Annotated in this window: 17 protein-coding genes and 2 pseudogenes; 7 read left to right on the top strand and 12 right to left on the bottom strand. The window is 71.5% G+C overall.

From position 1 onward, the window contains the following. Positions 1 to 866: 866 nt before the first annotated feature. From scpB to QMK28_RS28740, 8 genes are all read right to left on the bottom strand, one after another. Entirely contained in the window at positions 867 to 1,535 is a 669-nt protein-coding gene (scpB, locus tag QMK28_RS28775) for an SMC-Scp complex subunit ScpB (protein ID WP_443050854.1), read from the bottom strand. Between the two features lie 119 nt (positions 1,536 to 1,654). Further along, positions 1,655 to 2,587, bottom strand: coding sequence for a segregation and condensation protein A (locus QMK28_RS28770; RefSeq protein WP_326442566.1), 933 nt, complete (start codon positions 2,585 to 2,587; stop codon positions 1,655 to 1,657). A 120-nt stretch (positions 2,588 to 2,707) separates the two neighbouring features. Next, complete coding sequence (locus tag QMK28_RS28765) at positions 2,708 to 3,256, bottom strand: hypothetical protein (protein WP_326442565.1); 549 nt, start codon at positions 3,254 to 3,256, stop codon at positions 2,708 to 2,710. After that, complete coding sequence (locus QMK28_RS28760) at positions 3,241 to 4,362, bottom strand: ParA family protein (RefSeq protein ID WP_326442564.1); 1,122 nt, start codon at positions 4,360 to 4,362, stop codon at positions 3,241 to 3,243. The genes QMK28_RS28765 and QMK28_RS28760 overlap by 16 nt, the downstream gene beginning before the upstream one ends. A gap of 381 nt (positions 4,363 to 4,743) precedes the next feature. Then, positions 4,744 to 5,859, bottom strand: a complete 1,116-nt coding sequence (ald, locus tag QMK28_RS28755; RefSeq protein WP_326442569.1) for an alanine dehydrogenase — start codon at positions 5,857 to 5,859, stop codon at positions 4,744 to 4,746. A gap of 175 nt (positions 5,860 to 6,034) precedes the next feature. Next, on the bottom strand, positions 6,035 to 8,143 hold the full coding sequence (locus QMK28_RS28750; protein ID WP_326442562.1) for a tetratricopeptide repeat protein: 2,109 nt from the start codon (positions 8,141 to 8,143) through the stop codon (positions 6,035 to 6,037). A 390-nt stretch (positions 8,144 to 8,533) separates the two neighbouring features. Beyond that, positions 8,534 to 9,160, bottom strand: coding sequence for an NUDIX hydrolase (locus QMK28_RS28745; RefSeq protein WP_326442561.1), 627 nt, complete (start codon positions 9,158 to 9,160; stop codon positions 8,534 to 8,536). A gap of 139 nt (positions 9,161 to 9,299) precedes the next feature. After that, positions 9,300 to 10,934 carry a CTP synthase gene (locus QMK28_RS28740; RefSeq protein WP_326442559.1) on the bottom strand — a complete coding sequence of 545 codons (1,635 nt, stop codon included), beginning with the start codon at positions 10,932 to 10,934 and terminating at the stop codon, positions 9,300 to 9,302. A 391-nt stretch (positions 10,935 to 11,325) separates the two neighbouring features. Here QMK28_RS28740 and QMK28_RS28735 point away from each other — a divergent pair, with 391 nt between their 5' ends. Beyond that, positions 11,326 to 13,137, top strand: a complete 1,812-nt coding sequence (locus tag QMK28_RS28735; protein WP_326442568.1) for a glycoside hydrolase family 15 protein — start codon at positions 11,326 to 11,328, stop codon at positions 13,135 to 13,137. Positions 13,138 to 13,211: 74 nt separating this feature from the next. Here the strand turns inward: QMK28_RS28735 and QMK28_RS28730 are convergent, their stop codons facing one another. Further along, positions 13,212 to 14,627 carry an MFS transporter gene (locus QMK28_RS28730; RefSeq protein WP_326442558.1) on the bottom strand — a complete coding sequence of 472 codons (1,416 nt, stop codon included), beginning with the start codon at positions 14,625 to 14,627 and terminating at the stop codon, positions 13,212 to 13,214. 237 nt (positions 14,628 to 14,864) lie between these two features. Between QMK28_RS28730 and QMK28_RS28725 the strand changes: the two genes are divergently transcribed. Next, positions 14,865 to 16,502, top strand: a complete 1,638-nt coding sequence (locus QMK28_RS28725; RefSeq protein ID WP_326442557.1) for a PucR family transcriptional regulator — start codon at positions 14,865 to 14,867, stop codon at positions 16,500 to 16,502. Positions 16,503 to 16,659: 157 nt separating this feature from the next. Here QMK28_RS28725 and QMK28_RS28720 read toward each other — a convergent pair whose 3' ends face one another. Further along, entirely contained in the window at positions 16,660 to 18,057 is a 1,398-nt protein-coding gene (locus tag QMK28_RS28720; protein WP_326442555.1) for a sporulation protein, read from the bottom strand. A gap of 320 nt (positions 18,058 to 18,377) precedes the next feature. Here QMK28_RS28720 and QMK28_RS28715 point away from each other — a divergent pair, with 320 nt between their 5' ends. The 4 genes and pseudogenes from QMK28_RS28715 to QMK28_RS28700 form a co-directional block, all read left to right on the top strand. Next, positions 18,378 to 20,144, top strand: a complete 1,767-nt coding sequence (locus tag QMK28_RS28715; RefSeq protein WP_326442554.1) for an asparagine synthetase B family protein — start codon at positions 18,378 to 18,380, stop codon at positions 20,142 to 20,144. A gap of 28 nt (positions 20,145 to 20,172) precedes the next feature. Then, positions 20,173 to 20,610 (top strand): NUDIX domain-containing protein, encoded by a 438-nt coding sequence (locus QMK28_RS28710; RefSeq protein ID WP_326442553.1) that lies wholly within the window; start codon positions 20,173 to 20,175, stop codon positions 20,608 to 20,610. A gap of 55 nt (positions 20,611 to 20,665) precedes the next feature. Beyond that, entirely contained in the window at positions 20,666 to 21,985 is a 1,320-nt protein-coding gene (locus QMK28_RS28705; protein WP_326442552.1) for a UDP-glucose dehydrogenase family protein, read from the top strand. 209 nt (positions 21,986 to 22,194) lie between these two features. After that, positions 22,195 to 22,317 (top strand): annotated as a pseudogene (locus QMK28_RS28700) (DUF5999 family protein); the annotation flags it as partial. 91 nt (positions 22,318 to 22,408) lie between these two features. Here QMK28_RS28700 and QMK28_RS28695 read toward each other — a convergent pair. Next, the gene (locus QMK28_RS28695) at positions 22,409 to 22,948 is read right to left on the bottom strand and encodes a GNAT family N-acetyltransferase (RefSeq protein ID WP_326442551.1); all 540 of its coding nucleotides are present in this window, start codon (positions 22,946 to 22,948) and stop codon (positions 22,409 to 22,411) included. Between the two features lie 416 nt (positions 22,949 to 23,364). Here QMK28_RS28695 and QMK28_RS28690 point away from each other — a divergent pair, with 416 nt between their 5' ends. Then, positions 23,365 to 24,411, top strand: a complete 1,047-nt coding sequence (locus tag QMK28_RS28690) for a LacI family DNA-binding transcriptional regulator (protein ID WP_326442567.1) — start codon at positions 23,365 to 23,367, stop codon at positions 24,409 to 24,411. A gap of 119 nt (positions 24,412 to 24,530) precedes the next feature. Here the strand turns inward: QMK28_RS28690 and QMK28_RS28685 are convergent. Beyond that, positions 24,531 to 24,707, bottom strand: a pseudogene (locus tag QMK28_RS28685) (glycosyltransferase family 1 protein); the annotation flags it as partial.

Genomic DNA, 24,707 nt, shown 5'->3' with positions numbered 1-24,707 from the left:
ACGGCCCGCGTCTCTGCGGCCGGGAGCGCCACGGTCGGAACCGCCACGGCTGGGCGCACCGCGGTCGGGACCACCACGGCTCGGAGCGCCACGGTCGGAACCGCCACGACCCGCATCGCTCCGGCCCGAGCCACCCCAGCCGGGTGCGCTCCGGTCCGAACCGCCACGGTCGGAACTGCTGCGGTCGGAACTGCCGCGGCTGGGCGCGCCACGGTCCGAGCCGCCACGGCTGGAAGCACCACGGTCGAAGCCGCCACGGCTGGGAGCACCACGCTCGGGACCACCACGGCTCGGAGCGCCACGGTCGGAACCGCCACGACCCGCGTCACTGCGACCCGCGCCACCCCAGCTGGGCGCACCACGGTCGGAGCTGCTGCGGCTGGGCGCGCCACGGTCCGAGCCGCCACGGCTCGGCGCGCCACGCTCGGGACCACCACGGCTCGGAGCGCCACGGTCGGAACCGCCACGACCCGCATCGCTGCGACCCGCGCCACCCCAGCTGGGCGCACCACGGTCGGAACCGCCACGGCTGGGAGCACCGCGGTCCGGGCCACCACGGCTCGGAGCGCCACGACCCGCGTCACTGCGACCGGAACCGCCACGGCTCGGTGCGCCGCGCTCCGGGCCGCCGCGACCCGCGCCGCCACGGCTCGGTGCGCCGCGGTCGGAGCCGCCGCGGCCCGCGCCGCCCGTGCTCGGACCGCCCCTGCCGCCGCTGCTGGGCTTTCCGGAGTCGGCCACGAAACCACCGACGTTGTAGCGGCGCTCCTCGGGACGGGGCGTGCCCTCGCGCTTCTTGTCGCCGCGCTTGTCGCCGCCCGCGCCCCTGGGCTTGCGGTTGCCGCTGTTCCTGTCGTTGCTTGGCATCAAGGTTCCGTAGTCGAGTGGGTGCTGTCTGCATCGTCGGGTGCATCCGGGTCGAACGACGGAAGCCCTTCCAGGGAGTCCGCCTCGATCGCGTCCGCCTCAGGGAGGAACGGTGCGAGTTCAGGCAATTCGTCCAGGCCACGCAGGCCCATCCGCTCCAGAAAGTAGTTCGTCGTCCTATACAGGATCGCACCTGTTTCGGGTTCCGTCCCCGCCTCCTCCGCCAGACCCCGCTGGAGGAGGGTGCGCAGCACGCCGTCGCAGTTCACTCCGCGGACCGCCGAGACGCGTGAGCGGCTGACCGGTTGACGGTACGCGACCACGGCCAGGGTCTCCAGCGCGGCCTGGGTGAGCCGGGCCTGCCGGCCGTCCAGGACGAAGCCCTCGACGGCCTGCGTGTACTCGGGCCGGGTGTAGAAACGCCAGCCGCCGGCGACCAGGCGCAGGTCGAAGCCGCGGCCGGTGCGGGTGTACTCGTCGGACAGCTCGCGCAGCGCGTCCGCGACCGCTCGCCGGGACCGCTCCAGGACCTTGGCGAGGTGCGCCTCGGTGGCGGGCTCGTCGACGACCATCAGGACCGCTTCCAGGGCGGGCTTGAGAGCCAGTAGGGCCACGGGGGACGCGCCGGCCTCCGCCTCGGGCCGCCAGGACCCGTCGGAGCCGTCCAGCGGCTCCTGCGGGCCGCCCGGCGGCTCCGGCTCACTCCCGGGCTCCCGCGCGCGCTCCGGGCGCTGCTGGGGCTCCTGGCCCCCTTGCCGCCGGTCCCGCCACTCACGGGCCTCGTCGCTCACGCCTGTGCCTCCGTCTTCCGCCGGTCCGGCCGCTTCTCCTGATCGAATTCGTCCGTGACGACCGGCCGCCGCCCCTGGACGCCGGTCCAGCGGACGGTCAGCGAGCCGAGCGCCTCCTCCTGGTCGAGGACCACCGCCTGCTCGCGGTAGAGCTCCAGCAGCGCCAGAAAGCGGGCGACGACAGTCAGGGTGTCCGGGGCGTCCGCGGCCAGGTCGGCGAAGCTGGCCTCGCCCGCCGAACGCAGCATCGCGATCACCAGCTCGGCCTGCTCCTGGACGCTGACCAGCGGCGCGTGGATGTGGTCGATGTACACCCGCGGCTCGGCCCGCGGCCGCATCGCCTTGACCGCGAGCTTCGCGAAGCCCTCCGCGCCGATGCTGATGACGACCTCGGGCAGCAGCGCGGCGTGCTGCGGCTCCAGCCCGACGGTGCGCGGGTGGCGGCGGGACTCGGCCAGCAGCCGGTCGCTGAAGATGTCCGCGACCCGTTTGTACGCACGGTACTGGAGCAGCCGGGCGAACAGCAGGTCGCGGGCTTCCAGCAGGGCGAGGTCGGCTTCGTCCTCGACTTCGGCGACGGGCAGCAGCCGGGCGGCCTTGAGGTCGAGCAGGGTGGCGGCGACGACCAGGAACTCGGTGGTCTGGTCGAGGTCCCCGTCCGGTCCCATGGCGTGGATGTGCGTGATGAACTCGTCGGTGACCTTCGACAGTGCGACCTCGGTCACATCCATCGTGTGCTTCGAGATCAGCTGGAGCAGCAGGTCGAAGGGGCCCTCGAAGTTGGCCAGCCGGACGGTGAACCGCCCGTCGGCGCTGACCGGCGGCGGGCCGGGGCCCGCGGCCGGCGGGACGGCGTCGCGCCGGTCCTCCGGGTCCTGCTCACTGTCGGAGCCGGCAGGGGGCCGGTCGTGGGCATCGGTCGTGGGCATCGCGGTCCTGGTGCGGGGTTCCGGTGTGCGGGAGGTCCGGCGGGCCGGGAAGCCGGCCGGGCGGTCCGCCGGGCGGGCGCACCCGGACCGGCGAACGACCGGCAGACTATCGCCGCACGGTCAGCGTCCCCGCAGTCGCCGCACCAGAATGCTGGCCTCGCCACGGGATTCGAGGTCGGCGAGGACCACTGCCACGGCTTCCCGGACGATCCTGCCCCGGTCCACGGCCAGGCCGTGTTCGCCGCGCAGCACCAGACGCGCGTGCTCCAGGTCCATGAGCTCCTCTGCGGAGACATAGACCGTGATCTTCTCGTCGTGCCGCTCGCGCCCGCTGGGCCGTCTGTTGGGCGGCTGCGCCCGGCGGCGCTGCTGTTGCTGCCCCTCCTGCGGGATCCGGCTCTTGGCGCGGGTCTGGGCCGAGATGGTGTCCCGGCGCTCACCGCCCTGCTGACCGGGCTCGCGCCCGCTGCGCTCGGCGGCGGAGTCCGCCCGTTGCCGTTCCTCGGTCGTATCGGCGGGGCCCGGCTCGGCTGCCGGGGCGGGCACCCGCGGTGTCGTGCCGGACGCCTCGCCGTTGACCTGCCGACGGGAGGACGAGGACTGCAGCCCCATCCCTCCGGTGGTGCGGAACAGTTCGTCGGCCCCCGGCAGACTCACTCGGCGTGACACCGGGCGAGCACCTCCCTGGCGAGCTGACGGTAGGCGGCCGCGCCGACTGAGTTGGAGGCGTACGTGGTGATCGGCTCACCGGCGACCGTGGTCTCCGGGAAGCGGACCGTGCGCCCGATGACCGTGTGGTAGACGTGATCGTCGAAGGCTTCGACGACGCGCGCCAGTACCTCGCGGCTGTGCACGGTGCGGGAGTCGTACATGGTGGCGAGAATGCCGTCCAGCTCCAGCTCCGGGTTGAGCCGTTCCTGCACCTTCTCGATCGTCTCGGTGAGCAGCGCGACGCCGCGCAGCGCGAAGAACTCGCATTCGAGCGGCACTATCACCTTGTGCGCCGCGGTGAGCGCGTTGACGGTGAGCAGGCCCAGCGACGGCTGGCAGTCGATGACGATGTAGTCGTAGTCGGCCATCAGCGGCTTGAGGGCGCGCTGGAGGCTCGACTCGCGGGCCACCTCGCTGACCAACTGCACTTCAGCGGCTGACAAATCGATATTGCTGGGCAGCAGGTCCATGTTCGGAACAGCTGTCTTGAGCAGTACCTCGTCGGCCGCCATCCCCCGCTCCATGAGCAGGTTGTAGATGGTCAGGTCGAGCTCCATCGGGTTGACTCCGAGCCCGACGGACAGCGCGCCCTGCGGGTCGAAGTCGACGAGCAGGACCCTGCGGCCGTACTCGGCGAGCGCTGCGCCCAGGTTGATGGTCGAGGTGGTCTTGCCGACCCCGCCCTTCTGGTTGCACATCGCGATGATCTTCGCGGGACCGTGATCGGTCACCGGGTTGGGGATCGGGAAGTACGGCAGGGTGCGCCCGGTCGGCCCGACCCGCTCACGACGCTGGCGAGCTGCGTCGGGCGCGAGGGTGGCCGCGTATTCGGGATCCGGCTCGTACTCCGCGTCCGGGTCGTAGAAGTGCCCTTGAGGCAGGGTCTCGTAGTCGGCGAGGCTGGTCGGCTCGCCGCCGGCCTGGTCGCCGGCCATGGCGTTCACGTGATGGCCGTCCATGCTCTGGTGGGCTGTTGTCGTCATGTTCTGGCGGGACTCGAAGGTGTGGACAGCGACGGAGCCGACAGCTTTGAACCTCGAAGGAGACTGGCCCCGCGCGTGCATTCCTGGTCGACCACCCCCAGGAGTAAATGTCGACTCATTCACAAGTCGTCCTACCTCCTTGGTGACCAGGAAACATCTCGATAGGTCAGCGTGACACCATGCCGACGGTTGGCGACTCTATGGCGTGTCGGCGGTCCGCAGCAACACAATCCGCCGGACACGGCACGATGTGTCGGCAATCGAACACCCCGATGTCAAGGGCGTAAGGGCCGCATTCGCGAGGTTTCGCGGGTGCGCGAATCGGTCGAAGAGTTACGTTCGCGGCGAGTTGGCCGACGGGCGCGCCGAGTTGGACATATGCCCCTTCGGAAACACTTCCGGCCGGACCTTGCTCGACAAGGCCCGGCCGGGTGCGCGAAGTTGACGTTGCTCGTTGACCGCTCAGCCGAGGAGCGTGCTCAGTTCGACGGCGGGCATGCCGTGTGCCTCTGCCACCGGGCCGTAAACGACCTGGCCCTCATGGGTGTTGAGGCCCTTGGCCAGTGCGGCGTCCCGGCGCAGGGCGTCCTGCCAGCCGCGGTTCGCCAGCTCCACGATGAACGGGAGCGTCGCGTTGGTGAGCGCGTGCGTCGAGGTGTTCGGGACCGCGCCGGGCATGTTGGCGACGCAGTAGAAGACCGAGTTGTGCACCATGAAAGTCGGCTCGGCGTGGGTGGTGGGACGCGAGTCCTCGAAGCAGCCACCCTGATCGATTGCAATGTCGACAAGGACACTTCCCGGCTTCATCCGGGACACCAGCTCGTTGGTGACGAGCTTCGGCGCCTTGGCGCCGGGGATCAGCACCGCGCCGATCACGAGGTCCGCGTCGAGCACGGCCTTCTCCAGCTCGAAGGCGTTGGACGCGATGGTCTGCACCTGCGTGCCGAAGATCTTGTCGGCCTCGCGCAGCTTGTTGACGTCCCGGTCCAGCAGCGTGACGTGGAAGCCCATGCCGACAGCGATCTGCGTGGCGTTCCAGCCGGAGACGCCGCCGCCGATGACGACGGCCTTGCCGGCCGCGACGCCGGGGACGCCGCCGGGCAGCACACCGCGGCCGCCGGCCGAGCGCATCAGGTGGTACGCGCCGACCTGCGGGGCGATGCGGCCCGCGACCTCGGACATCGGGGCGAGCAGCGGCAGCTGCCGGTTCGCGGTCTCGACGGTCTCGTACGCGATCGCGGTGGTGCCGGACTCCAGCAGCGCGTCCGTGCACTCGCGGGAGGCCGCGAGGTGCAGGTACGTGAAGAGGGTCTGGTCCTTGCGGAGGCGGTGGTACTCCTCGGCGACCGGCTCCTTGACCTTGAGCAGCAGGTCAGCGGTCTCCCAGACCTCGTCAGCGGTGCCGAGGATGATGCCGCCGGCGGCGATGTACTCGGCGTCCGTGATGGAGGAGCCCAGGCCGGCGCCCTGCTCCACGAAGACCTGGTGGCCCTGGCGGGCGAGCTCATGCACGCCTGCCGGGGTGATGGCCACGCGGAACTCGTTGTTCTTGACTTCGCGGGGGATGCCGACCTTCACGTCGATCACGGTCCTTGAATCGGAGTATTGACAGTATTTCCTACAAATCCGGATATGTCGCTGCACACCGAAAACGGCTGCGTCGACCGCAGCGCGGCCAGTCTAATGAAGGATCCTTCGCTGTCCAGCCTTGCAAAGCATTAACTTGCGGAAGAACCACTACCGATTTCGTAGGTCACTCGGGGTTTTCTTCCCGTAGTCGATCACCCAGGGACCGGTGCAGCCGTGCCGCTACTGGGTCGCCGAGCCGATCGAAGGTGTCCGCAATCCGCAGCTGCAGGGCGGCCTGGAGCCGGCCGTCGCCGGCCTGCTGCGCCTCCGCGAGCGCTTCCTGGCAGGTCCGCAGCGATTCCTGCGGCCGTCCCGCGTACTCCTGGACCCGCGCCGCCTCGCTCAGCGCCCGCGCGTGCCCCGAGAGGTCCCGCAGCCTGCGGTGGACCGCCGCCGCCGCCCGCCAGTCCCGCAGCGCTTCGCCCCAGCGGGCCGCGTAGCTGTGCACCGCGCCGAGCCGGCCGTGCAGCCGCGCCTCGTCAGCGAGCTCGCCGCGGGTCAGCCGCAGCGCCAGCGCCCGTCCGTACCAGTCGGCGGAGCGCTGCCAGTCGCCCAGCTCCTGGTAGGCGCCGCCCAGCGACTCCAGCGCCCTGCCGGTCGCGAGCGGGTCGCCGACCTCGCGGGCGGCGTCCAGCGCGCCCCGGTAGCGCCCCAGCGCCTGCTGGGTCCGGCCGGCCCGCGCGTCCAGGTCGGCCAGGTTCAGCAGCGCGGCGGCCTTCTCCCGCGGCAGCGCGCGCCGCTCGGCGACATCGAGTACGAGCTGATGCAGCCGGTACAGCTCCGGTGCGGCCCCGTCCGCGCCCTGATGCGCGATCAGCGCCCGGACCAGCGCGGCCATCAGACGCCGGTCGAGGGTGTCCAGCTCGCCGTCGGCGACCGCCGTCGAGGCCGCCGCCAGCAGCGCGGGCAGCCTGCCGCGCAGCCACTCTCCCGCGACCCGCGCCGAAGGGAAACGCAACGCGCGCGGCAGCCCGGCCAGTTTCCTGCGGGCCGGCGAATCGGACGGTTCGGTGACCGCCCGGCAGGACTGGAGCTGACGTACCGTCCGCTCCAGCATCCGGGCCCGCGCCAGCTCCAGTTCGGCCGGCCGTTCCTGTACCTGGGCCAACGCCCGCAGCAGCGGTCCGAGGCAGCCGGGCGTCTGGTAGAGCGGCGCGGCCGAGCCGCACGGCACCGTCCGCAGCAGGCCGTGCCGGGCGAAGTCGTCGAGCGTCGACTCGGCCGCCGAGACCGAGCAGCCCGCCAGCGCCGAGGCGGCGAGCGCGTCGGTGAAGCCGCCGGGGGCCAGCGCCAGCAGTCGCAGTATCCGGGCGGCCGGCGGCGGCAGCGAATCGTGCACCAGCCGGAAGGCACGGGCCAGCGGCCTGCCGCCGCGCGGCCGGTCGTCGCCGGCCGGGAGGTCGCGCAACCGCTGGGCGAGATCGGCCACCGACGCCTTGGGCCGGGCCGCGAGCCAGCCTCCGGCGAGCACCAGCGCGGCAGGCTGGCCGCCGCACTCCTCGGCCAGAGCCTCGGCGGAGCGCGGATCGACGGTGATCCGGGTGGACCCGGCGAACTGTCCCAGGAGTTCGACGGCGGCGGCCGAGTCCAGCACGCCGACCGTGCAGGGCCGTACGTTCGCGATGCCGGTCAGCGGCCCCTCGGCCACCGCGACGACCAGGCAGTCCGCGGCGTCCGGCAGCAGCGGCTCGACCTGTTCGGCGCCGGCCGCGTCATCGAGGACGATCAGCGCGCGGCGGCCCGCGAGCGCCTCGCGCAGGGCTTCGGTGAGTTCGTCCTCCCCCGCGCCGGCCGGGGCCGGCACGCCGAGCGCGGAGAGGAGCTCGCGGGCGGTGTGCTCGGTGGGGACCGCATCGCCGCCGGGGGTGGTGAGCCGGGCGCGCAGCAGGCCGTCGGGGTAGTCCGCCGCGAGCTCGCGGGCCAGTTCCTCCGCGAGGGCGGTGCGTCCGGAGCCGGGCCGTCCGGCGATCAGCAGCACTCGGCTCCGGGCGGCCTTGCGGCCGGCCAGCGTGTCGAGTCCGGACCGTTCGATGTCGGCGCGCAGCGCGGCGAGTTCACGCCTGCGGCCGACGAACCGGATCATCCCAGGGGCCGTGCCGGGTGACGCCCCGGCCGCCGCGCTCCGCTCCACGGCCGTGTCCGGCTTCTCCGGCGCGGGTGCGCGGGCGGTGCCCGCGGGCCCGGTTCTGGCCGCCGTCGCCGACCCGCTGGTGTCCACCGCCTGATCCGTCACGGGCCATGCTCCCGTCCGCCTGCGCACACGAGCCCGCCGCGGCTGCGAGCGGGAATGACACGAGCGTAGTTCACGGAGTGCGACGAATCCGGCAGCGCGCGGCGGGCGGCCGGGGTCAAGATCACCTCATCGGATCAGCCCGCCCGCGTGTCGGAAGCCGGCACTCCGCCGGGCCGGCCGCCACCCTGGGCGACGGGCTGGGCGACCGGCTGGGCGACCGGCTGGTGTCCCAAGCGCGGGGTGCGGCGAATCCGCCGCACCCCGAGGCTCAGCCGGCCCCCAACGGGCTGAATTCAGCCCGTTGGGGGCACCCCCCGGGCGGAGTCGGCGGGAGATTGAGGACACCGTCCACCGGGCGGACCCGGTCAACCATCTGCGGTCACCGCATTACTAGACCTCGAACGGCCGGGCAGGCCACGGCGCGTCCGCGGGGCGCAGCGCGTCGGGGCCCTCGCCCGCCAGCGCGGCGGTGAGCGCGAGGACGCCGACGACCAGGCAGTTGTTGTGCAGCCGGCCCGCCAGCGCGCCTTCGACGAGCTCCGGCAGCGGCAGCCGGGCGAGCTCCATGTCGGCCTCCTCCTCGGAGACCTCGAAGCGCTCGCCGTCGGCAGCGGAGAGTTCACGGGCCAGGAAGATCCGTACGGCCTCGTCGCAGCCGCCGGCGGTGGTGTAGACGTCGGTCAGCACCCGCCAGTCCTCGGCCTTGACGTGCGCCTCCTCGTACAGCTCGCGCTGGGCGGCGTGCAGCGGGTTCTCACCGGGCACGTCGAGGAGTCCGGCGGGGATCTCCCAGAGCTTGTGCCGGACCGGGTGGCGGTACTGCCGCAGCACGATGACGCGGCCCTGGTCGTCGATGGCCAGGATAGCGACCGAGCCGGGGTGGACCTGGTAGTCGCGGCGGACGGTCGAGCCGTCGGGCATCACGACGTCGTCGGTGCGGACGCTGGTCTTGTTCCCGACGAAGGGGGTCGTGGTGGCGGTGACCCGCCACTCCTCGGCGGTGTCCTCGATGCCCATGTGCGTCCTTTCTACCGAACAGATCTGCCGAACAGAAAACGGGGTACGGGTCCCCCGGTCCGGCGGAATCGCTTCCGCCGGCCGACGGGCCCGTACCCCGGCAACCGTATCGTCTGCCGACTACCTGATCGGCAGCCCGCTACTTGGCCTGCTGGCGCTCGACCGCCGCTTTGACCAGGCCCGCGAAGAGCGGGTGCGGGCGGGTCGGGCGGGAGCGCAGCTCCGGGTGCGCCTGGGTGGCGACCAGGTAGGGGTGCACCTCGCGCGGGTACTCGACGTACTCGACGAGCTTGTTGTCCGGCGAGGTCCCGGAGAAGACCAGGCCGGCCTTCTTCTCCAGCTCCGCGCGGTAGGAGTTGTTGACCTCGTAGCGGTGCCGGTGCCGCTCCTCGACGTACGGCTGGTCGTCGTAGACCTCGCGCACGATGGAGCCCTCGGCGAGCTTGGCCGGGTACATGCCCAGTCGCATGGTGCCGCCCATGTCGCCGTCGCCGGCGACGATTTCGAGCTGCTCGGCCATGGTGGAGATCACCGGGTTGGCGGCGGCGGGCTCGAACTCGGTGGAGTTCGCGCCCTCGCTGCCCGCGAGGTTGCGGGCGGCCTCGATGACGATGCACTGGAGGCCGAGGCAGAGCCCGAGCAGCGGGATCTTGTTCTCGCGGCCGTAGGTGATCGCCGAGACCTTGCCCTCGACGCCTCGGTCGCCGAAGCCGCCGGGGATGCAGATCGCGTCGACATCGGAGAGCTGCTCCCGGGCGCCGGCCGGGGTGCGGCAGTCGTCCGAGGTGACCCACTTGATCTTGACGCGGGCGTTGTTGGCGAAACCGCCGGCCCGCAGCGCCTCGGTGACCGAGAGGTAGGCGTCGGGCAGGTCGATGTACTTGCCGACCAGCGCCATGGTGATCTCGTACTCGGGCTCGTGGACGCGCTTGAGCAGTTCGTCCCACTGGGCCCAGGCCACGTCGCGGAACGGCAGGTCCAGGCGGCGCACCACGTAGGCGTCGAGGCCCTCGGTGTGCACGACCTTGGGGATGTCGTAGATCGACGGGGCGTCGGGGCAGGCGATGACCGCGGCTTCGTCCACGTCGCACATCAGCGAGATCTTGCGCTTGATGGACGTCGGGACCTCGCGGTCGGCGCGCAGCACGATGGCGTCGGGCTGGATGCCGATGTTGCGCAGCGCGGCGACCGAGTGCTGGGTCGGCTTGGTCTTGAGCTCGCCGGAGGGGCCGATGTAGGGCAGCAGCGAGATGTGCACGACGAAGACGTTGTCGCGGCCGACCTCGTGCCGCACCTGGCGGACGGCTTCCAGGAAGGGCAGCGACTCGATGTCGCCGACCGTGCCGCCGACCTCGGTGATGACGACGTCGACGTCGTCGGTCGCCAGCCGCCGGATGCGGTGCTTGATCTCGTTGGTGATGTGCGGGATGACCTGCACGGTGTCGCCGAGGTACTCGCCGCGGCGCTCCTTGGCGATCACGGTGGAGTAGATCTGGCCGGTGGTGACGTTCGCCGAGCCGTCGAGGTCGACGTCGAGGAAACGCTCGTAGTGGCCGATGTCCAGGTCGGTCTCGGCGCCGTCGTTGGTGACGAACACCTCACCGTGCTGGAACGGGTTCATGGTGCCCGGGTCCACGTTGAGATACGGGTCGAGCTTCTGCATGGTGACCCGCAGGCCACGCGCCTTGAGCAGCGCACCCAGGCTGGAGGCCGTGAGCCCCTTGCCGAGGGAGGAGGCGACACCCCCGGTGACGAAAAGGTGCTTGGTCGTCATGGATTTGGGCGGCTGTGCCAAGAGGGGGCTCCCGTGGGTCGCTGAGTGAGATGCGTAACGGCGACTGCCCTGAATTTCTCGGGAGTGCCGACGCTGCGGTTCGGGGGGTTTACGTCCACCGCCCCACGGGCTACCAGGGTATCAGCGACCTGAGGTGATCGTGCCGCGACGGCACCGGGGACGCCGCTTGATGCCTCCTCACCCGATTAGTCCCATCACCGATTCACATCCGTCGCGCAGATCACTTCCGGGCGTCGTATCCTGCACGGATACACGCAGCGAGCCGGCCGGCAGGGCACCATCCCAGCCCGCTCCCGGAACCAGAGCTCGTCGAATAATCCCCACAATGCACGAGCGCCTCCCCTGGCGCGACGCAGACGTTCGACTGGAGATGCTGGTGGCCGGGCGCATCGAGGACTACGCACTCATCGGCGATATGCAGACCGCCGCCCTCGTCTGCCGGGACGGCACGGCCGATTGGCTGTGTCTGCCCCGATTCGATTCACAGGCCGCCTTCGCCGGACTCCTCGGCACCGAGGAACACGGCTTCTGGCGGATCGGCCCCGCGCACGCCGCCGGGGCGAAGCCGCCGATGGCCGACCGGCGCCGCTACCGGGGGGACTCCCTCGTATTGGAATCGGAGTGGGACACCCCGCGCGGCACCGTCCGTGTCATCGACTTCATGCCGCCCCGCGACGGCGCGCCTCAGGTGGTCCGGATCGTGGAAGGCGTCAGCGGCCGGGTGCGGATGCGCTCCGCGCTGCGGATGCGCTTCAGTTACGGACGGGTGGTGCCCTGGGTCCACAAGGTGGACGGGCGCACCGTCGCCGTCGCCGGACCGGACTCCGTCTGGCTCGACACGTCCGCCGAGACCTACGGCAAGGACCTCACCACCTACGCCGACTTCACCGTCTCGCCGGGTGAGCGGATCGCGTTCACCATCAGCTGGCAGCCCTCGCACCGCGAGCCCCCCGCGCTGCCCGAGCCCGAGTCCGCGCTGACCGCCACCGAGGACTTCTGGCGCGAGTGGGTCGAGCAGTGCACGTACCACGGCCCTTACCGGGACGCCGTGGTCCGCTCGCTGATCACCCTCAAGGCGCTCACCTACGGTCCGACGGGCGGCATCGTCGCCGCGCCGACCACCTCGCTGCCCGAGGACATCGGCGGCTCCCGGAACTGGGACTACCGCTTCACCTGGCTGCGGGACGCCGCCATCACCCTCTCCTCGCTGCTGCGCACCGGATACCGCGAGGAGGCCCGTGCCTGGCGCGAGTGGCTGCTGCGCGCGGTCGCCGGCGACCCGGAGAACCTGCAGATCATGTACGGGATCGCGGGCGAACGGGAGCTGGGCGAGGCGGAGCTGGACTGGCTGCCGGGCTACGAGGGCTCGAAGCCGGTCCGGATCGGCAACGGGGCCGCCGGACAGCTCCAGCTCGACGTGTACGGCGAGGTCATCGAGGCGCTGCACCTCGCGCACATGACCGGGCTCTCCCGCAACGACTACGCCAGCGTGCTCCAGCTGAAGCTGATCCGCTGGGTCGAGGAGCACTGGAACGAGCCGGACGAGGGCATCTGGGAGGTGCGCGGCCCGCGCCGCCACTTCGTCCATTCCAAGGTCATGACCTGGGTCGCGGTGGACCGCACCATCAAGCTCATCGAGTCGGGCGACGTGGACGGCCCGCTGGACCGGTGGCGCGAGCTGCGCGACGACATCCACCGCGATGTCTGCGACAAGGGCTACGACGCGGAGCGCAACACCTTCACCCAGTCCTACGGCTCGCAGGAACTGGACGCCTCGCTGCTGCTCATCCCGCAGATGGGTTTCCTGCCGCCGGACGACAAGCGGGTCATCGGCACCATCGAGGCCATCCAGCGCGAACTGTCCACCTCGGACGGCTTTGTGATGCGCTACCCCACCTCGTCCGGCGGCGAGGTGAACGTGGACGGGCTCGAAGGCGACGAAGGCGCGTTCCTGGCCTGCTCGTTCTGGCTCGCCGACGACCTGGCGATGATCGGGCGGGTGGACGAGGCGCGGAAGCTCTTCGAGAAGCTGCTGGCGCTCCGCAACGACCTCGGGCTGCTCGCCGAGGAGTGGGACCCCAAGCGCCGGCGGCAGGTGGGCAACTTCCCGCAGGCGTTCAGCCATGTGCCGCTGATCGACACGGCGCTGCGGCTGACGGCCTCGGGGGCGTACGGGGCCTGAGCGGGCCGAGCGGGCCCGGAGGGCCGTGAAAGCCCTGCGGGCCGCCGTGCCCGGAGTGGCGTACGGCTCCGGGCTCAGGCCCGACGTCCGCGTGCCAGGTGGGCGGCGGCGAGGATGCCGACCGGGACGACGAGGACGGCGGCGGCCGCGTTGAGGCCGCCCCAGCCGGCCACGGCCACCAGCCCGCCGGAGAGCGCGCCGCCGGCCGCGCCGACCAGGTTCATCAGCGTGTCGGACATGCCCTGCACCTCGGAGCGGTGCTCGGGCGCGGTCGACTCGGTGAGCAGGGTGGAGCCCGCGACCGTGGCGCAGGACCAGCCCAGCCCCAGCAGGAAGAGGCCGCCGGCGATGGCCCACTGACGGTCCCCCGCGGTCCCGGCCAGCAGCGCGGCGCAGAGGTAGACGGCCTGGCCCAGCAGGATCACCTGGGCGCGCCCGGCCCGGTCGGTGAGCCAGCCGACCAGCGGCGAGAGCGCGTACATCCCGGCGATGTGCAGGCTGATGGTGAAGCCGACGACGCTCAGCGCGGCACCGTGGTGCGCGAGGTGGATGGGCGTCATGGTCATCACGGACACCATGACGGCGTGCCCCAGCACCAGCGCGGCCAGGCCGAACAGCGCGGCGGGCGAGGCCATCACATGGCGCATGGCGCTCCGCATCCGGGCCGTGAAGCCGGGGGCGGGCGCGGTCGGTCCGGCCTGGTGGGTGTCGAGTGCCGCGGCGGGGGCCGTGCTCCTGGCCGCCTCGCGCGCAGCCGCCTTGCGCGCTGTGCTCCCGGCCGCGTTTCCAGCCGCGTCGCGGGCCTGGGCGAGCAGCAGCGGGTCCGGGCGCAGCAGGAACCAGATGATGGCCCAGCCGAGTCCGAACGCCGCGACGGAGAACACGAAGGTGCCCGCGGCCTCCGGCAGCCCCAGCGCGCGGGCCACCGGTTCGCCGGGGCCGCTGAGGTTCGGCCCGATGACCGAGCCGACGGTGGTCGACCACACCACGAGCGACAGCGAGCGGGCCCGGGTAGCGTCCTCGGCCAGGTCGGTCGCGGCGTAGCGGGACTGCAGGTTGGACGCGGTGCCGGAGCCGACCAGCAGGGTGCCGAGCAGCATCAGCGGCACCCAGCCGAGCCAGGCCGCCAGCAGGACCACGAGCGCGCCGCCGGCGGCGATCAGCCAGCCGACGCTGAGTCCGAAGCGCCGGCCGCGGGCCCGGGAGAGGGCCGCGAGCGGTACGGAGAGCAGCGCGGCCCCGAGGGTGGTCGAGGTGGTCGCGAAGCCGGCCATGGCTTCGGAGCCGGTGAAGTGCTCGATGAGCAACGCACCCGAGGCGAGCATCGAGCCCATGCCGATGCCCGCGACGACCTGGGCGGACATCAGGACCCTGACCGTGTGCCGCTGTACGACGGGCAGGTCCGGGTCGACCAGGCCCACCGGGACGGCGGGGGCGGCTTCGGGGGGCGGTATGGAGTCCGTCGGCAGTGCGTCGGTGGACTCGGACATGCGGTGCTCCCCCGGTCGTACGGCTGCGCGCAGGAGTCACGAGCTTATTGGTGCTGACGGTTCGACGTCAGGGCCGGTCCGTAACCGATTCGCCGATGCACCGTGCACACATGCACCGATGCACCGATGCGGATGCATTCGGCGCGAGCGGCAGCGCCGGGGTGCGGGAGCGGCCCGCCCGGTCTGTAACCTTCGGATCATGTCGGCACCGCGAACTTCGAAGTAGCGTGCCGCGCCATGGAGACCCAAGGGGCGATCACCGTGGCGCGGGCCCTTGAGCTGCCCGCGCTGCGCCGCGGCCTGCCCGAGGTGGTGGCCGCCCACGACCGGCTGCAACGCCCTGTCCGCTGGGTGCACGCGGGTGAGGCGCCGAACATCGCGTCCCTGCTCAAGGGCGGCGAGCTGCTGCTGACCACCGGACTGGGGCTGGGCAACCGGCCCGCCGAGCAGCGCGCCTTCATCCGCAGGCTCGCGGAGCGCGAGATCGCCGCGCTGGTGGTGGAGCTGGGCGCGCGGTTCAAGACGCTGCCGGCCGCGGTGGTGGACACCGCCCGCTCGTGCGGGCTGCCGCTGGTGCTGCTGCACCGCGAGGTGCCGTTCGTCGCGGTGACCGAGGAGATCCACACCGAGATCGTCAACCAGCACTACGCGCTGCTGCGCCGCGCCGAGGAGGTGCACCGGCACTGCACCGAGGTGCTGCTCGACGGCGGCGGCGTCCCTGAGGTGCTGCGCCTGTTCGCCCGGTTCGCGGGCAACCCGGTGTTCCTGGAGACGCCCGACGGGCAGCTCCTGTACGCGGCGGGCCCCGCCTCCGGGACGGCCCCCACGGGCACCGCCGACCCGCTCCAGGTCTGGGACGGACTGCGCGGGCAGCAGTCCGCGCGCCGGCCCGAACTGCCCGCGCACACCGTGGTCGTGGACGTGCCCGGCGGCGGGCCCGGCACGGGTTCGGTCCGCGCCCGGCTGACCGTGCCGCCGGTGCATGTGCCGATCGCCCCGGTGCACCGGATCGCCGCCGAGCGGACGGCGGACCTGCTGGCGATCGTGCTGCTCCAGGCCCGGCAGGAGGAGGAGCTGGCGGCGCGCGGACGGGGCGATTTCCTGGCCGACCTCGCCGAGGGCCGGATCTTGGCGGCGGACGCCCCCGCGCAGGCCAGGGTGCTGGGCTTCCGTCCGTCGGACGGGCCGCTGCTGCCCGTCGTGATGCGGCTGTCGGCGGAGCTGTCGCCGGTGGACAGCTGGGCGGCCCTGGCGCACGCGATCCAGGAGGAGCTGTCCGCGCTCGGTGTGCCGGTGCTGCTCGGCATCCGGCTGCCGGAGGGGCGGGTGCCGCTGCTGCTCGGGCTGCGCTTGGCGGCCGACCGTACGACCGTCGCCGACCGGGTGGCCGCGGCGCTGCGGGCAGGCGTCGAGCGGGCCGGTCCCGAGCGGGCCGGCACCCGCCCGCCGGTGGTCGTGGTGGGCGCGGCCGGCGGCTGGGACGAGGCGGGCCCGGCGCTGCGGCACGCCGGGGAGGCCGCGACCGCGGCGCAGGCCCTGCCGGACCGCGGCTGGCACGACGTGCGGCGGCTGGATGTCGACCTATTGCTGTGGCGACTGCGCGGGCACACCGACCTGGCGGCCTTTGTCGACCGGGCGATCGGCCCGCTGCTCGTCCACGACCGCACGGCGCGCCCGCCGCTGCTGCCCACCCTGGAGTCGTATCTCGCGCACGCGGGCCGCAAGGCGGAGACCGCGCGCGAGCTGCATCTGAACCGGCAGACGCTGTACGACCGGCTGGCCCGGATCGCGAAGCTGCTCGGCAGCGATCTGGAGGACCCGCAGACGGTACTCGCCCTGAGCCTCGCCCTACGGGCCCGCCGCCACGTCACCTGAGCAGGGCCTGCGCCCTCCCGGAAACCCCGCTGATCCCTGCTGAGCACCGCTCGAACCGGTGTCGGCCCCGAGCGAAGAGACCAGCCAGATCCCCGCGACCCGGCTGCCGGACACCATGGCGGGCACGGCCGCGCGGACCTGAGCGAGGAGACGCTGGTCAGGCCACGACGCCGAGTTCCTTGCGGGTCCGGTGGGTGAACTCGCGCACGGCCGACTCACGCCGCCACGGGGCCAGAGCGGTGTTGAACTCGCGGACGTAGTCCAAGGCCCGGCTGGACTGGACGCGGGCGAGAATGTCGACCGAACGGTTGCCCAGTTCCAGGCCGTGGTCGAGGTCTCGGGCCTGCAGGTGGGCGGTCCCCACGATCGCCAGGCGCATGCCGACGGAGCGGGTGAAGGCGCCGGACGGCATCGCGGCGGCCCGCTGGTTCCAGGCCAGGGCCGCCTTGGGGTTCTTCAGGTCGCGAAAGACCTCGGCGGCGTCCGCGGAGAGCCGTGAGTGGTGATAGAAGTCAATCCACGCGGGCTCGTCGCCGCTGTCCTGCTTCGCCTGGCTCAGGAGGTCCTCGGAGGCTGCGAGGGCCCGGGAAGCGGCCCTGGCGTCGTTCTCGCGGGCGTGAGCGCGGGCCTCGATCAGTTTCGTGAAGGCGAGCACCCGCGGCACCGCCTGCTCCTTGGCCCGCTCGAAAGCGCCTTGGGTCATATCGATGGCCTCGCCCGCGAACCCGCGCAGGAGCGACTGCATGGCCATCGTGGTCAGGACGTAGCAGCCCAGCTGCACGTCCCCGCCCGCCCGGGCGAGGCGGAGAGCCTGGATGAAGTGCCGTTGGGCGACGTCGTGTTCACCGACGTCGAAGGCCGTCCAGCCGGCCAGCCGGGACAGCTCGGCGGTGACGGAGAAGAGTTCGCGGCCGACGTCGTCGGCGAAGGAGCCCCACAGCAGCGGAGCCGCCCGTTCCTGGAGACAGGTGGTGACGGAGTTGGCTTTCCAGTTCCCGCCGCCGTATTTGGAGTCCCACCGTCTTGCGTCGTCGGCGGCCGCACGCAGTTCATCCAGGTCGGCGCGGCCGACCTGGTGGCCGCCGTCGTGGTGGGCGGTCTCGTCGGCGGGGGTGACCAGCCAGCGGGTGACTGGAGTGGTGAACGCGGACACGGCGAAGCCGGAGGCGCCAGTAGTGAGGAAGTCGCGACGGTTCACGGAGCTCCAGAGCGAAGTGGCGACACGGACAGCGTCAGCGGGATCTCGCGGGAAATCCAACCCCATGTTCGCGTCCGGTGTCTCCGCCTCGTCCATACCGATTTCGGCAAGGCTGACGGGCTGTCCCAGCCGCTCGCCGATCGCCTGGGCGAGGAGCTTGGGGACCGGCCATTTCGGCGTCATCCCGCGCCGGCACCAGTTCGCCACCGAAGTATGCGAGTAGTCCGTCTCTGTCCCGGCCTGCTGGGCGAGTTGATTGATCCGGTGGGCCAGGGATTTGTGGCTCGCACCGCAGCCTTCGATGAGCCGGGCCAGGTCCGCGTTGGGCGGACGGCTCCGGCGGACGGTCGATGCCACGGCGTCTCCCTTGACCAGTCACTTGAGCGTTGCGCACACGAGGTCGTATCGACCTGAGCACAGAAGTCGTACGCGACTGAGACGTTCAGTGGTCCGCGATTGCTGCTGGGCACGGAGAGTCGTACGCGATTCCCGCGTGTTGGGTCACCGAGAGTATTGCCTCTTGGGCTCGCAGTGAACCGCGCACGCGAGTTGTGAGCCCCCCTGCGAGCCCTCCCCGAGTTTTCCTGCGGCCGCTGTGATGAGGGTCCAGGCCACCGCCGGAACCGGAGACATCACCTTCCAGCGGTGGCCGCCGCCCAGGCATTGGGGTGAACCAGATGTGCGGAATCGCAGGACTGGCCGGAGGCGACGCCTCCCGGCACGAGATGACGGTCGGCGCGATGGGCGTCTCACAGTCGCACCGCGGACCGGACGGCACGATGCACGCCGCTTCGATCGACGGGCGGGCGGTGCTGGCCATGAACACACTGCTGATCGTCGACCCACTGGCGATGCCCGGCCCCTACCTCGACCGGGAGTCGAGGGTGCTGCTGGCCTTCAACGGCGAGATCTACAACTTCCGCCAGCAGGCCGCAGCCTGGGGCATCGAGCTCGCTGCCCGCGATTCGGACGCGCACTTCCTGCTGCGGGCCTGGGCCAAGATCGGCCCGTCCTGCCTGGACGGACTGGACGGCATGTTCGCCCTGGCCGTCTATGACCCACGCATCGGCAAGCTGTTCCTCGCCCGCGACAGGCTCGGGGAGAAGCCGCTCTACTGGCGCCTGGACGGCGGCCGGCTCGCGTTCGCCTCCGAGGTCACCACCCTGACCGGTTACGGCAGTGCCCCGCCGGTACTGCGGCCGGAGATGGTCGCCATCGAGACGCCGACCGGCGTCGACACGCCCTTCCAGGGCATCCAGTTGTTGGCCCCCGCCAGCCTGATGACCTTCGACGTCGCCACCGGTTCACTCGACCAGCACACCTGGTGGTCCCTGGAAGACCGTCGGCCTTTCGAGGGCGATTACAAGGAGGCTCTGGCCCGCTTCTCGGTCGTGTTGGCCGAGCAGGTCCCGCTGCGGGCCCCGGCCGGCGACTTCGCACTGTTGCTCTCCGGCGGGCTGGACTCCTCGGTGCTGGCCTACCTGATGCGGCCGCCGGTCTGCGTCACGGTCCGCTACCCGGGCCAGGACCGCCTGGACGAGTCGAAAATCGCCGCCGCCATCGCCCGCGACATCGGTGCCGAGCTGATCGTCGTCGAGCCGGACACCGCCGACTTCACCACCGTCTTGCCCCACATGGTCTCGGCGCTGGACTACCCGATGGGCAACGCGTCGACGTTCTCCGAGTACATGGCCTACCGAAAGGTCTCTGACCTCGGTCTCAAGGTCGTCGTCGGCGGGCTGGGACCGGACGAGTTTCTGATGGGCTACGTCCGTCACGCGCTCGTCCTCTTCGGCCCTGACACCGTGCTGGCCGCAGGGCTGGAAGCATACCGGCCGCTGGCCGCGAAGCTCATGCACACCGCCGGCCAGGACCTCGATCCGGCGGAGGCGGTCGCCCGGCTCGTCCTGCGCGGCCCCGACCCCGAGGGGCGGATCCGTGACCTGGTCGCTGACGCGGTGCACCGGGCCGGCGGGGATCCGGCCCGCGCTCTGACGCTGGCCGACCTGGCGACGGCCTGGCGGCCGCTGGTGATGACCAGCGACAAACTCGCCTCCGCCTATGCCCTGGAGCGCAGGTCGCCCTATCTCGCCCGCGAACTCGTGGAACTGTCCTACCGGCTGCCCCTCGAGCACAAGATCGCGGATCCGGCTGAGGGCAAGCGGATCCTGCGGGATGCGGCGAAGGCCCTGGGACTGCCGAGGGAGGTCTGGGGCAGCCGGGACAAGCTCGGTTTCGCCAGCCCCGTCCCGTCCTGGCTGAACGGTCCCCTCGGCGCCTGGGCCGATGCCCAGATCCACACCGCGCTCGCCGACGCACCGGCCGCCTGGCGACCGGTGCTGGAAGGCGGGCTGAAGCCCGGCGGACGGTTCGACCGCACCCGGATGCAGGCCCTGATGGCAGCCGCCTGGTTTTCGGGCCAGACGGTGAGGACTGCCGCGTGATCATCAACTCCGTTACTACGGTGGCGGGATGCAACCCGACACCACCACCGCCCAAGAGCCGTCCGCCGCCCGCGGAGCGGTCGCGGTCATCGCCAACCGCCGCGGTGAACTCCTCCTGCACCTGCGCGACGACATCGCCGGCATTGCCTGGCCCGACTGCTGGAGCCTGCTGGGAGGCGGCGCGGACAGCGGTGAAACCCCGCTCGGCGCGATCGTCCGCGAACTGGCTGAGGAAGCCGCCCTGACCGTTGCTGATCTGGCCGAACTCTTCGAGATCCGCGATGTCCACGGATCCGGGCAGGTCATCACCTTCTTCTCGGGCAGCTGGGACGGCGACGAGACCCAGCTGCCGCTGGCGGAGGGCGTCAAGCTCCAGTTCTTCGCCCCCGAACACCTGCGCATCCTCACGATCCCGCCGTTCATCCGGGACGGGATCAACCGCTATCTGGCCGCCCGGCCCGCCTGACCGTGTCCTCCACGGGGCCGTCGGGCGGCGGCCCCACCTGGAAGGACATCCGCTCATGAAACTCACCGTTATCGGCTGTGGCTACCTCGGCGCCACCCACGCGGCCTGCATGGCCGGACTCGGCCACGACGTGCTCGGCATGGACGCCGACATGGACAAGGTGCACGTCCTCAACTCCGGCAAGGCCCCGTTCTTCGAACGCGACCTTGATGACCTGCTCGCCAAGCACACCGCCTCGGGCCGCCTGAGGTTCACCGCCTCCTACGCGGAGGCTGCCGCCCACGGCGACCTGCACTTCATCGGCGTCGGCACCCCGCAGCGGGCCGGGGAGAACGCCTACGACCTCGACCATCTGTTCAGTGCCGTCCGCCAGCTCGCCCCGCGACTGCACGGCCCGGCCGTGGTCGCGGTCAAGTCGACCGTCCCGGTCGGCACCGCACCCCGCGTCGCCGAGATCCTGCGGGACTTCGCCCCAGCGGGCGAGGAGGTCGAGGTCGCCTGGAACCCGGAGTTCCTGCGCGAGTCGTTCGCCATCGAGGACACCCTCCGCCCCGACCGGCTCGTCCTCGGATTCAACACCGAGCACTCCTGGGCCGAAGCCGTCCTGCGGCAGTGCTTCGCGAAGATCATCGAGACTGGGACGCCGACGATCGTCACCGACTGGGCCACCGCCGAACTCGCGAAGGCCGCCGCGAACTCCTTCCTCGCCACGAAGATCTCCTTCATCAACGCGATGGCGGAGGTCTGCGAAACCGCGAGCGCCGATGTTCATCAGCTCGCCGACATCCTCGGCCACGACGTCCGCATCGGGCGACGCGCCATGCGCCCCGGCCTCGGCTTCGGCGGCGGCTGTCTCCCGAAGGACATCCGCGGCTTCATGGCCCGCGCCGGCGAGCTCGGTGCCGACCAGGCACTGAACTTCCTCCGCGAAGTCGACACCATCAACAATCGTCGCCGCGAGCGCATGGTCGACCTCGCCAGCGAACAGCTGAACGGCAACCTCATGGGCAAACGGATCACGATCTGGGGCGCCGCCTTCAAACCCAACACCGACGACACCCGCGACTCGCCCGCTCTCGCCGTCGCCCAGAAACTCCACGAACTCGGCGCGACGGTGACCGTCACCGACCCCAAAGCCCTCGACAACGCCCGTAAGACGCACCCCGAGCTCGACTACATCGACGACCCGATCGCCGCGGTCCAGGACGCGGACCTGCTCCTGCATCTGACCGAATGGCCGCAGTTCAGCCACATCGACCCCCACCGTCTTGCCACTCGCGCCGCGAGCCCGAAGGTCGTCGACGGCCGCGGCACGCTCGACGCCGACCGCTGGCGCAAAGCCGGCTGGACGATTCGCGCCCTCGGCCGCCCCTGACTCTCTCGTCACCGCAGCATCGGCACGATGAGACTCGGCCCCGGTCCCACCGTCCGGGGCCGAACTCTTGCTCCCACCCTGGGAACCGGGATGCCCTGCGGTGGCCCCGTACCCACCCGGCGCTGACGCGCGCCCGCGTACTCCTCGCCGGGAAGACCCGGCAGCCGCCCGAACCACCTGGCGGAAGGCCCTTCTTGCAGAGACTCCGTATGTGTCAGCACCAGCCGCCGTGTCCGACCGCCGACCCCGCCGACCGGGAGGCCGCCCACCTCATGGCGCACTTCCCGGAACAGGGCTGGAGCCTGCTGTGCAACCAAGTCCTGCTGTTCGAGGTTATGTCGATCTCTAGTCCTGGTCGTTCCTTTGAGCTGGCCTTTTGCGAGATGGTCTTCTCAGCAGTCCGCGACGGGTGGCGGCACGAGATCACTCCGCGCAGAACTGCTTCTCCAGCAGCGTGACACCGTACGTCTTCCCGCCGTCGCCGCTCTTCGAGGGCTGTTCGCCGACCACCGTGTATCCCGCGTCCTCGTAGTAGCGGCGGAGCCGCGTGTTGTCAGCCAGGCAGTCCAGCCGACACATTGCCCGGCCGGAGTCGGAGATCCGCCGCTCGGCTTCGGAGAGCATGATGCGTCCCGCACCGGGCGGCGCTGTCTCTCGGTCGGTCATCAATCGGTGGACGTAGCCGGCGATCGGCGGTTGCTGTCCCCATGCGGCGGGGTCGTCCCACCACAGTTCCCACGCCCCGACGGTCGGCCCTTCCGGCCCCAGGGCGGCGATCCACACTTCCCCGCCGTGCAGGCGTGCCCGGAAGTGCGATGGTCCCAGCTCACCGGGCTTCCATTGATCGATGCCGTGCTCGATCTGCCACTGGGCGGCAGCATCTCGGAGGCGCACGAGTTCGGTCAGATCGCTTTCGTCGGCCTGCCGGAACGACACGAGCAGATTCGGGGCGGTGTTCGTCATGGGACCGATCTTGTCTCATGCCCCCTGGGGCGCGGGTTGCTCCTCTGGCTCGGTCTATCCGTGCACGTGCATGCGGTTCAGCAGGGCCCGATCGCGGTGCTCGATGGCTCCCGGTCAGGGTGCGGAGTCGGCGGATCTCCCCATTGACGGCCTCCTGCCCCTCGTCGCCATGGCCGCACTCGGCGTGGCCATCGGAGCGGCCTGGCGGCGCGCACTTGGGGGTGTGGGGGTCGCCGATTGCGGAATGGAGCGTTCGAGAGAGTCGTTGAGAGCGCTCTCTCGCTTTGGGCAGCACGCTGCCAGGTCTGCACCAGACGTCAAGTGGTCGTACGCACTGGGCTGTTGACCGGGCACGCGGCTATGCTGAAGAGAGCGCTTCCACCCATGACTTCCACCCATGACGCAGCGCAGAGGAGCTGGTAGTGACGAACCCCCGGCCGACTCTCGAAGCGGTCGCCGAGCGCGCCGGAGTCTCCCGCGCCACCGTGTCCCGTGTGGTGAACGGCGACACCAAGGTCGGCGCGCCGCTCCGGCAGCAGGTCGAGCGGGCCGTCGCCGACCTCGGCTACATCCCGAACAGCGCAGCCCGCGCGCTGGCCACCCGGCGCACCGGAGCCGTCGCCGTGGTCATCGCCGAGCCCGAGACCAGGGTCTTCTCCGACCCGTTCTTCGCGCAACAGCTGCGCGGCATCAGCCGTGAGCTGTCCGCGCGCGACACCCAGCTCCTGCTGCTGCTCGTGGGCACCCCCAAGGACTACCAGCGCATCGGCCGCTATCTGTCGAGCGGCCACGTCGACGGCGCCCTCATGTTCTCGCTGCACCGCGACGACCCGCTGCCCGGGATGGCCGCGGCCTCCGGACTGCCCACCGTGTTCGGCGGCCGTCCCGGCTGGGCGGGCGCCGACCGCGACCCGCACCTGCTGTACGTCGACACCGACAACCGCGGCGGCGCCCGGCAGGCCGTACACCACCTGATCACGCGCGGGCGCAAACGCATCGCCGTCATCACCGGACCGCTCGACCAGACCTCCGCGCTCGACCGCCTGGACGGGTACCAGGACGCGCTCGCGCTGCGCGAGGCCGACCCCCTGCTCGTCGCGCAGGGCGACTTCACCGCCGAGGGCGGCGAGCGGGCGATGCACGAACTGCTGGAGCGCTCGCCCGAGCTGGACGCGGTCTTCGCGGGCTCCGACCTGATGGCCTCGGGAGCCCTGCGCGCGCTGCGCGAACGGGGCCTGCGGGTGCCCGAGGACGTCGCCATCGTGGGCTACGACGACCTGGAGCCCGCCGCCTGGGCAGAGCCGGCCCTGACCACGGTGCGCCAGGACGTCGAGGAGATGGGCCGCCTGATGGCCTGGCTGCTGCTGCGCCGGCTCGGCTCGACGACGGGGGACGACGCGTCCGGAGCGCCGCTCTCGCCGGTCATCACCTCGGCGCGGCTGATCGAGCGCGATTCGAGCTGAGGGGGGCACGGTGGTGCGCCGGGGGCGCGCGGAGGCGGCCGGGCGCGGCAGCGGCGTTCGGCACGGGCACACCGCTCGTAGCGCTGGAGAGCGCGCCGCTCACCACAGCCGCGCGCTGATCAGCGCGCCGGCTGGACCAACTCGTCGTAGACGCTGAGCACCTGGGCGATCGTGTCGTCCTCGCTGGGCCAGGCCGCCGCCTGCGCCCGGCCCGCTGCGGCGAGCTCCGCGCCGCGCTCCGGATCGGCGAGCAGCCCGATGACCGTACGGGCCAGCGCGGCCCCGTCGCCGTACGG

Source organism: Streptomyces sp. H27-D2, assembly GCF_035828615.1.
Taxonomy (GTDB): domain Bacteria; phylum Actinomycetota; class Actinomycetes; order Streptomycetales; family Streptomycetaceae; genus Streptomyces.
The sequence above is the reverse complement of the archived record's forward strand: the minus strand, read 5'-3'. Positions and strand labels throughout refer to the sequence as shown.

What these genes read in the sequence shown, in the direction of transcription:
- QMK28_RS28770 (WP_326442566.1), bottom strand. Translation starts at nt 2,587, where the DNA reads ATGCCCACGACCGATGCCCACGACCGGCCCCCTGCCGGCTCCGACAGT.
- QMK28_RS28760 (WP_326442564.1), bottom strand. Translation starts at nt 4,362, where the DNA reads ATGCACGCGCGGGGCCAGTCTCCTTCGAGGTTCAAAGCTGTCGGCTCC.
- QMK28_RS28745 (WP_326442561.1), bottom strand. Translation starts at nt 9,160, where the DNA reads ATGGGCATCGAGGACACCGCCGAGGAGTGGCGGGTCACCGCCACCACG.
- QMK28_RS28740 (WP_326442559.1), bottom strand. Translation starts at nt 10,934, where the DNA reads ATGACGACCAAGCACCTTTTCGTCACCGGGGGTGTCGCCTCCTCCCTC.
- QMK28_RS28735 (WP_326442568.1), top strand. Translation starts at nt 11,326, where the DNA reads ATGCTGGTGGCCGGGCGCATCGAGGACTACGCACTCATCGGCGATATG.
- QMK28_RS28730 (WP_326442558.1), bottom strand. Translation starts at nt 14,627, where the DNA reads ATGTCCGAGTCCACCGACGCACTGCCGACGGACTCCATACCGCCCCCC.
- QMK28_RS28725 (WP_326442557.1), top strand. Translation starts at nt 14,865, where the DNA reads ATGGAGACCCAAGGGGCGATCACCGTGGCGCGGGCCCTTGAGCTGCCC.
- QMK28_RS28715 (WP_326442554.1), top strand. Translation starts at nt 18,378, where the DNA reads ATGTGCGGAATCGCAGGACTGGCCGGAGGCGACGCCTCCCGGCACGAG.
- QMK28_RS28710 (WP_326442553.1), top strand. Translation starts at nt 20,173, where the DNA reads ATGCAACCCGACACCACCACCGCCCAAGAGCCGTCCGCCGCCCGCGGA.
- QMK28_RS28705 (WP_326442552.1), top strand. Translation starts at nt 20,666, where the DNA reads ATGAAACTCACCGTTATCGGCTGTGGCTACCTCGGCGCCACCCACGCG.
- QMK28_RS28695 (WP_326442551.1), bottom strand. Translation starts at nt 22,948, where the DNA reads ATGACGAACACCGCCCCGAATCTGCTCGTGTCGTTCCGGCAGGCCGAC.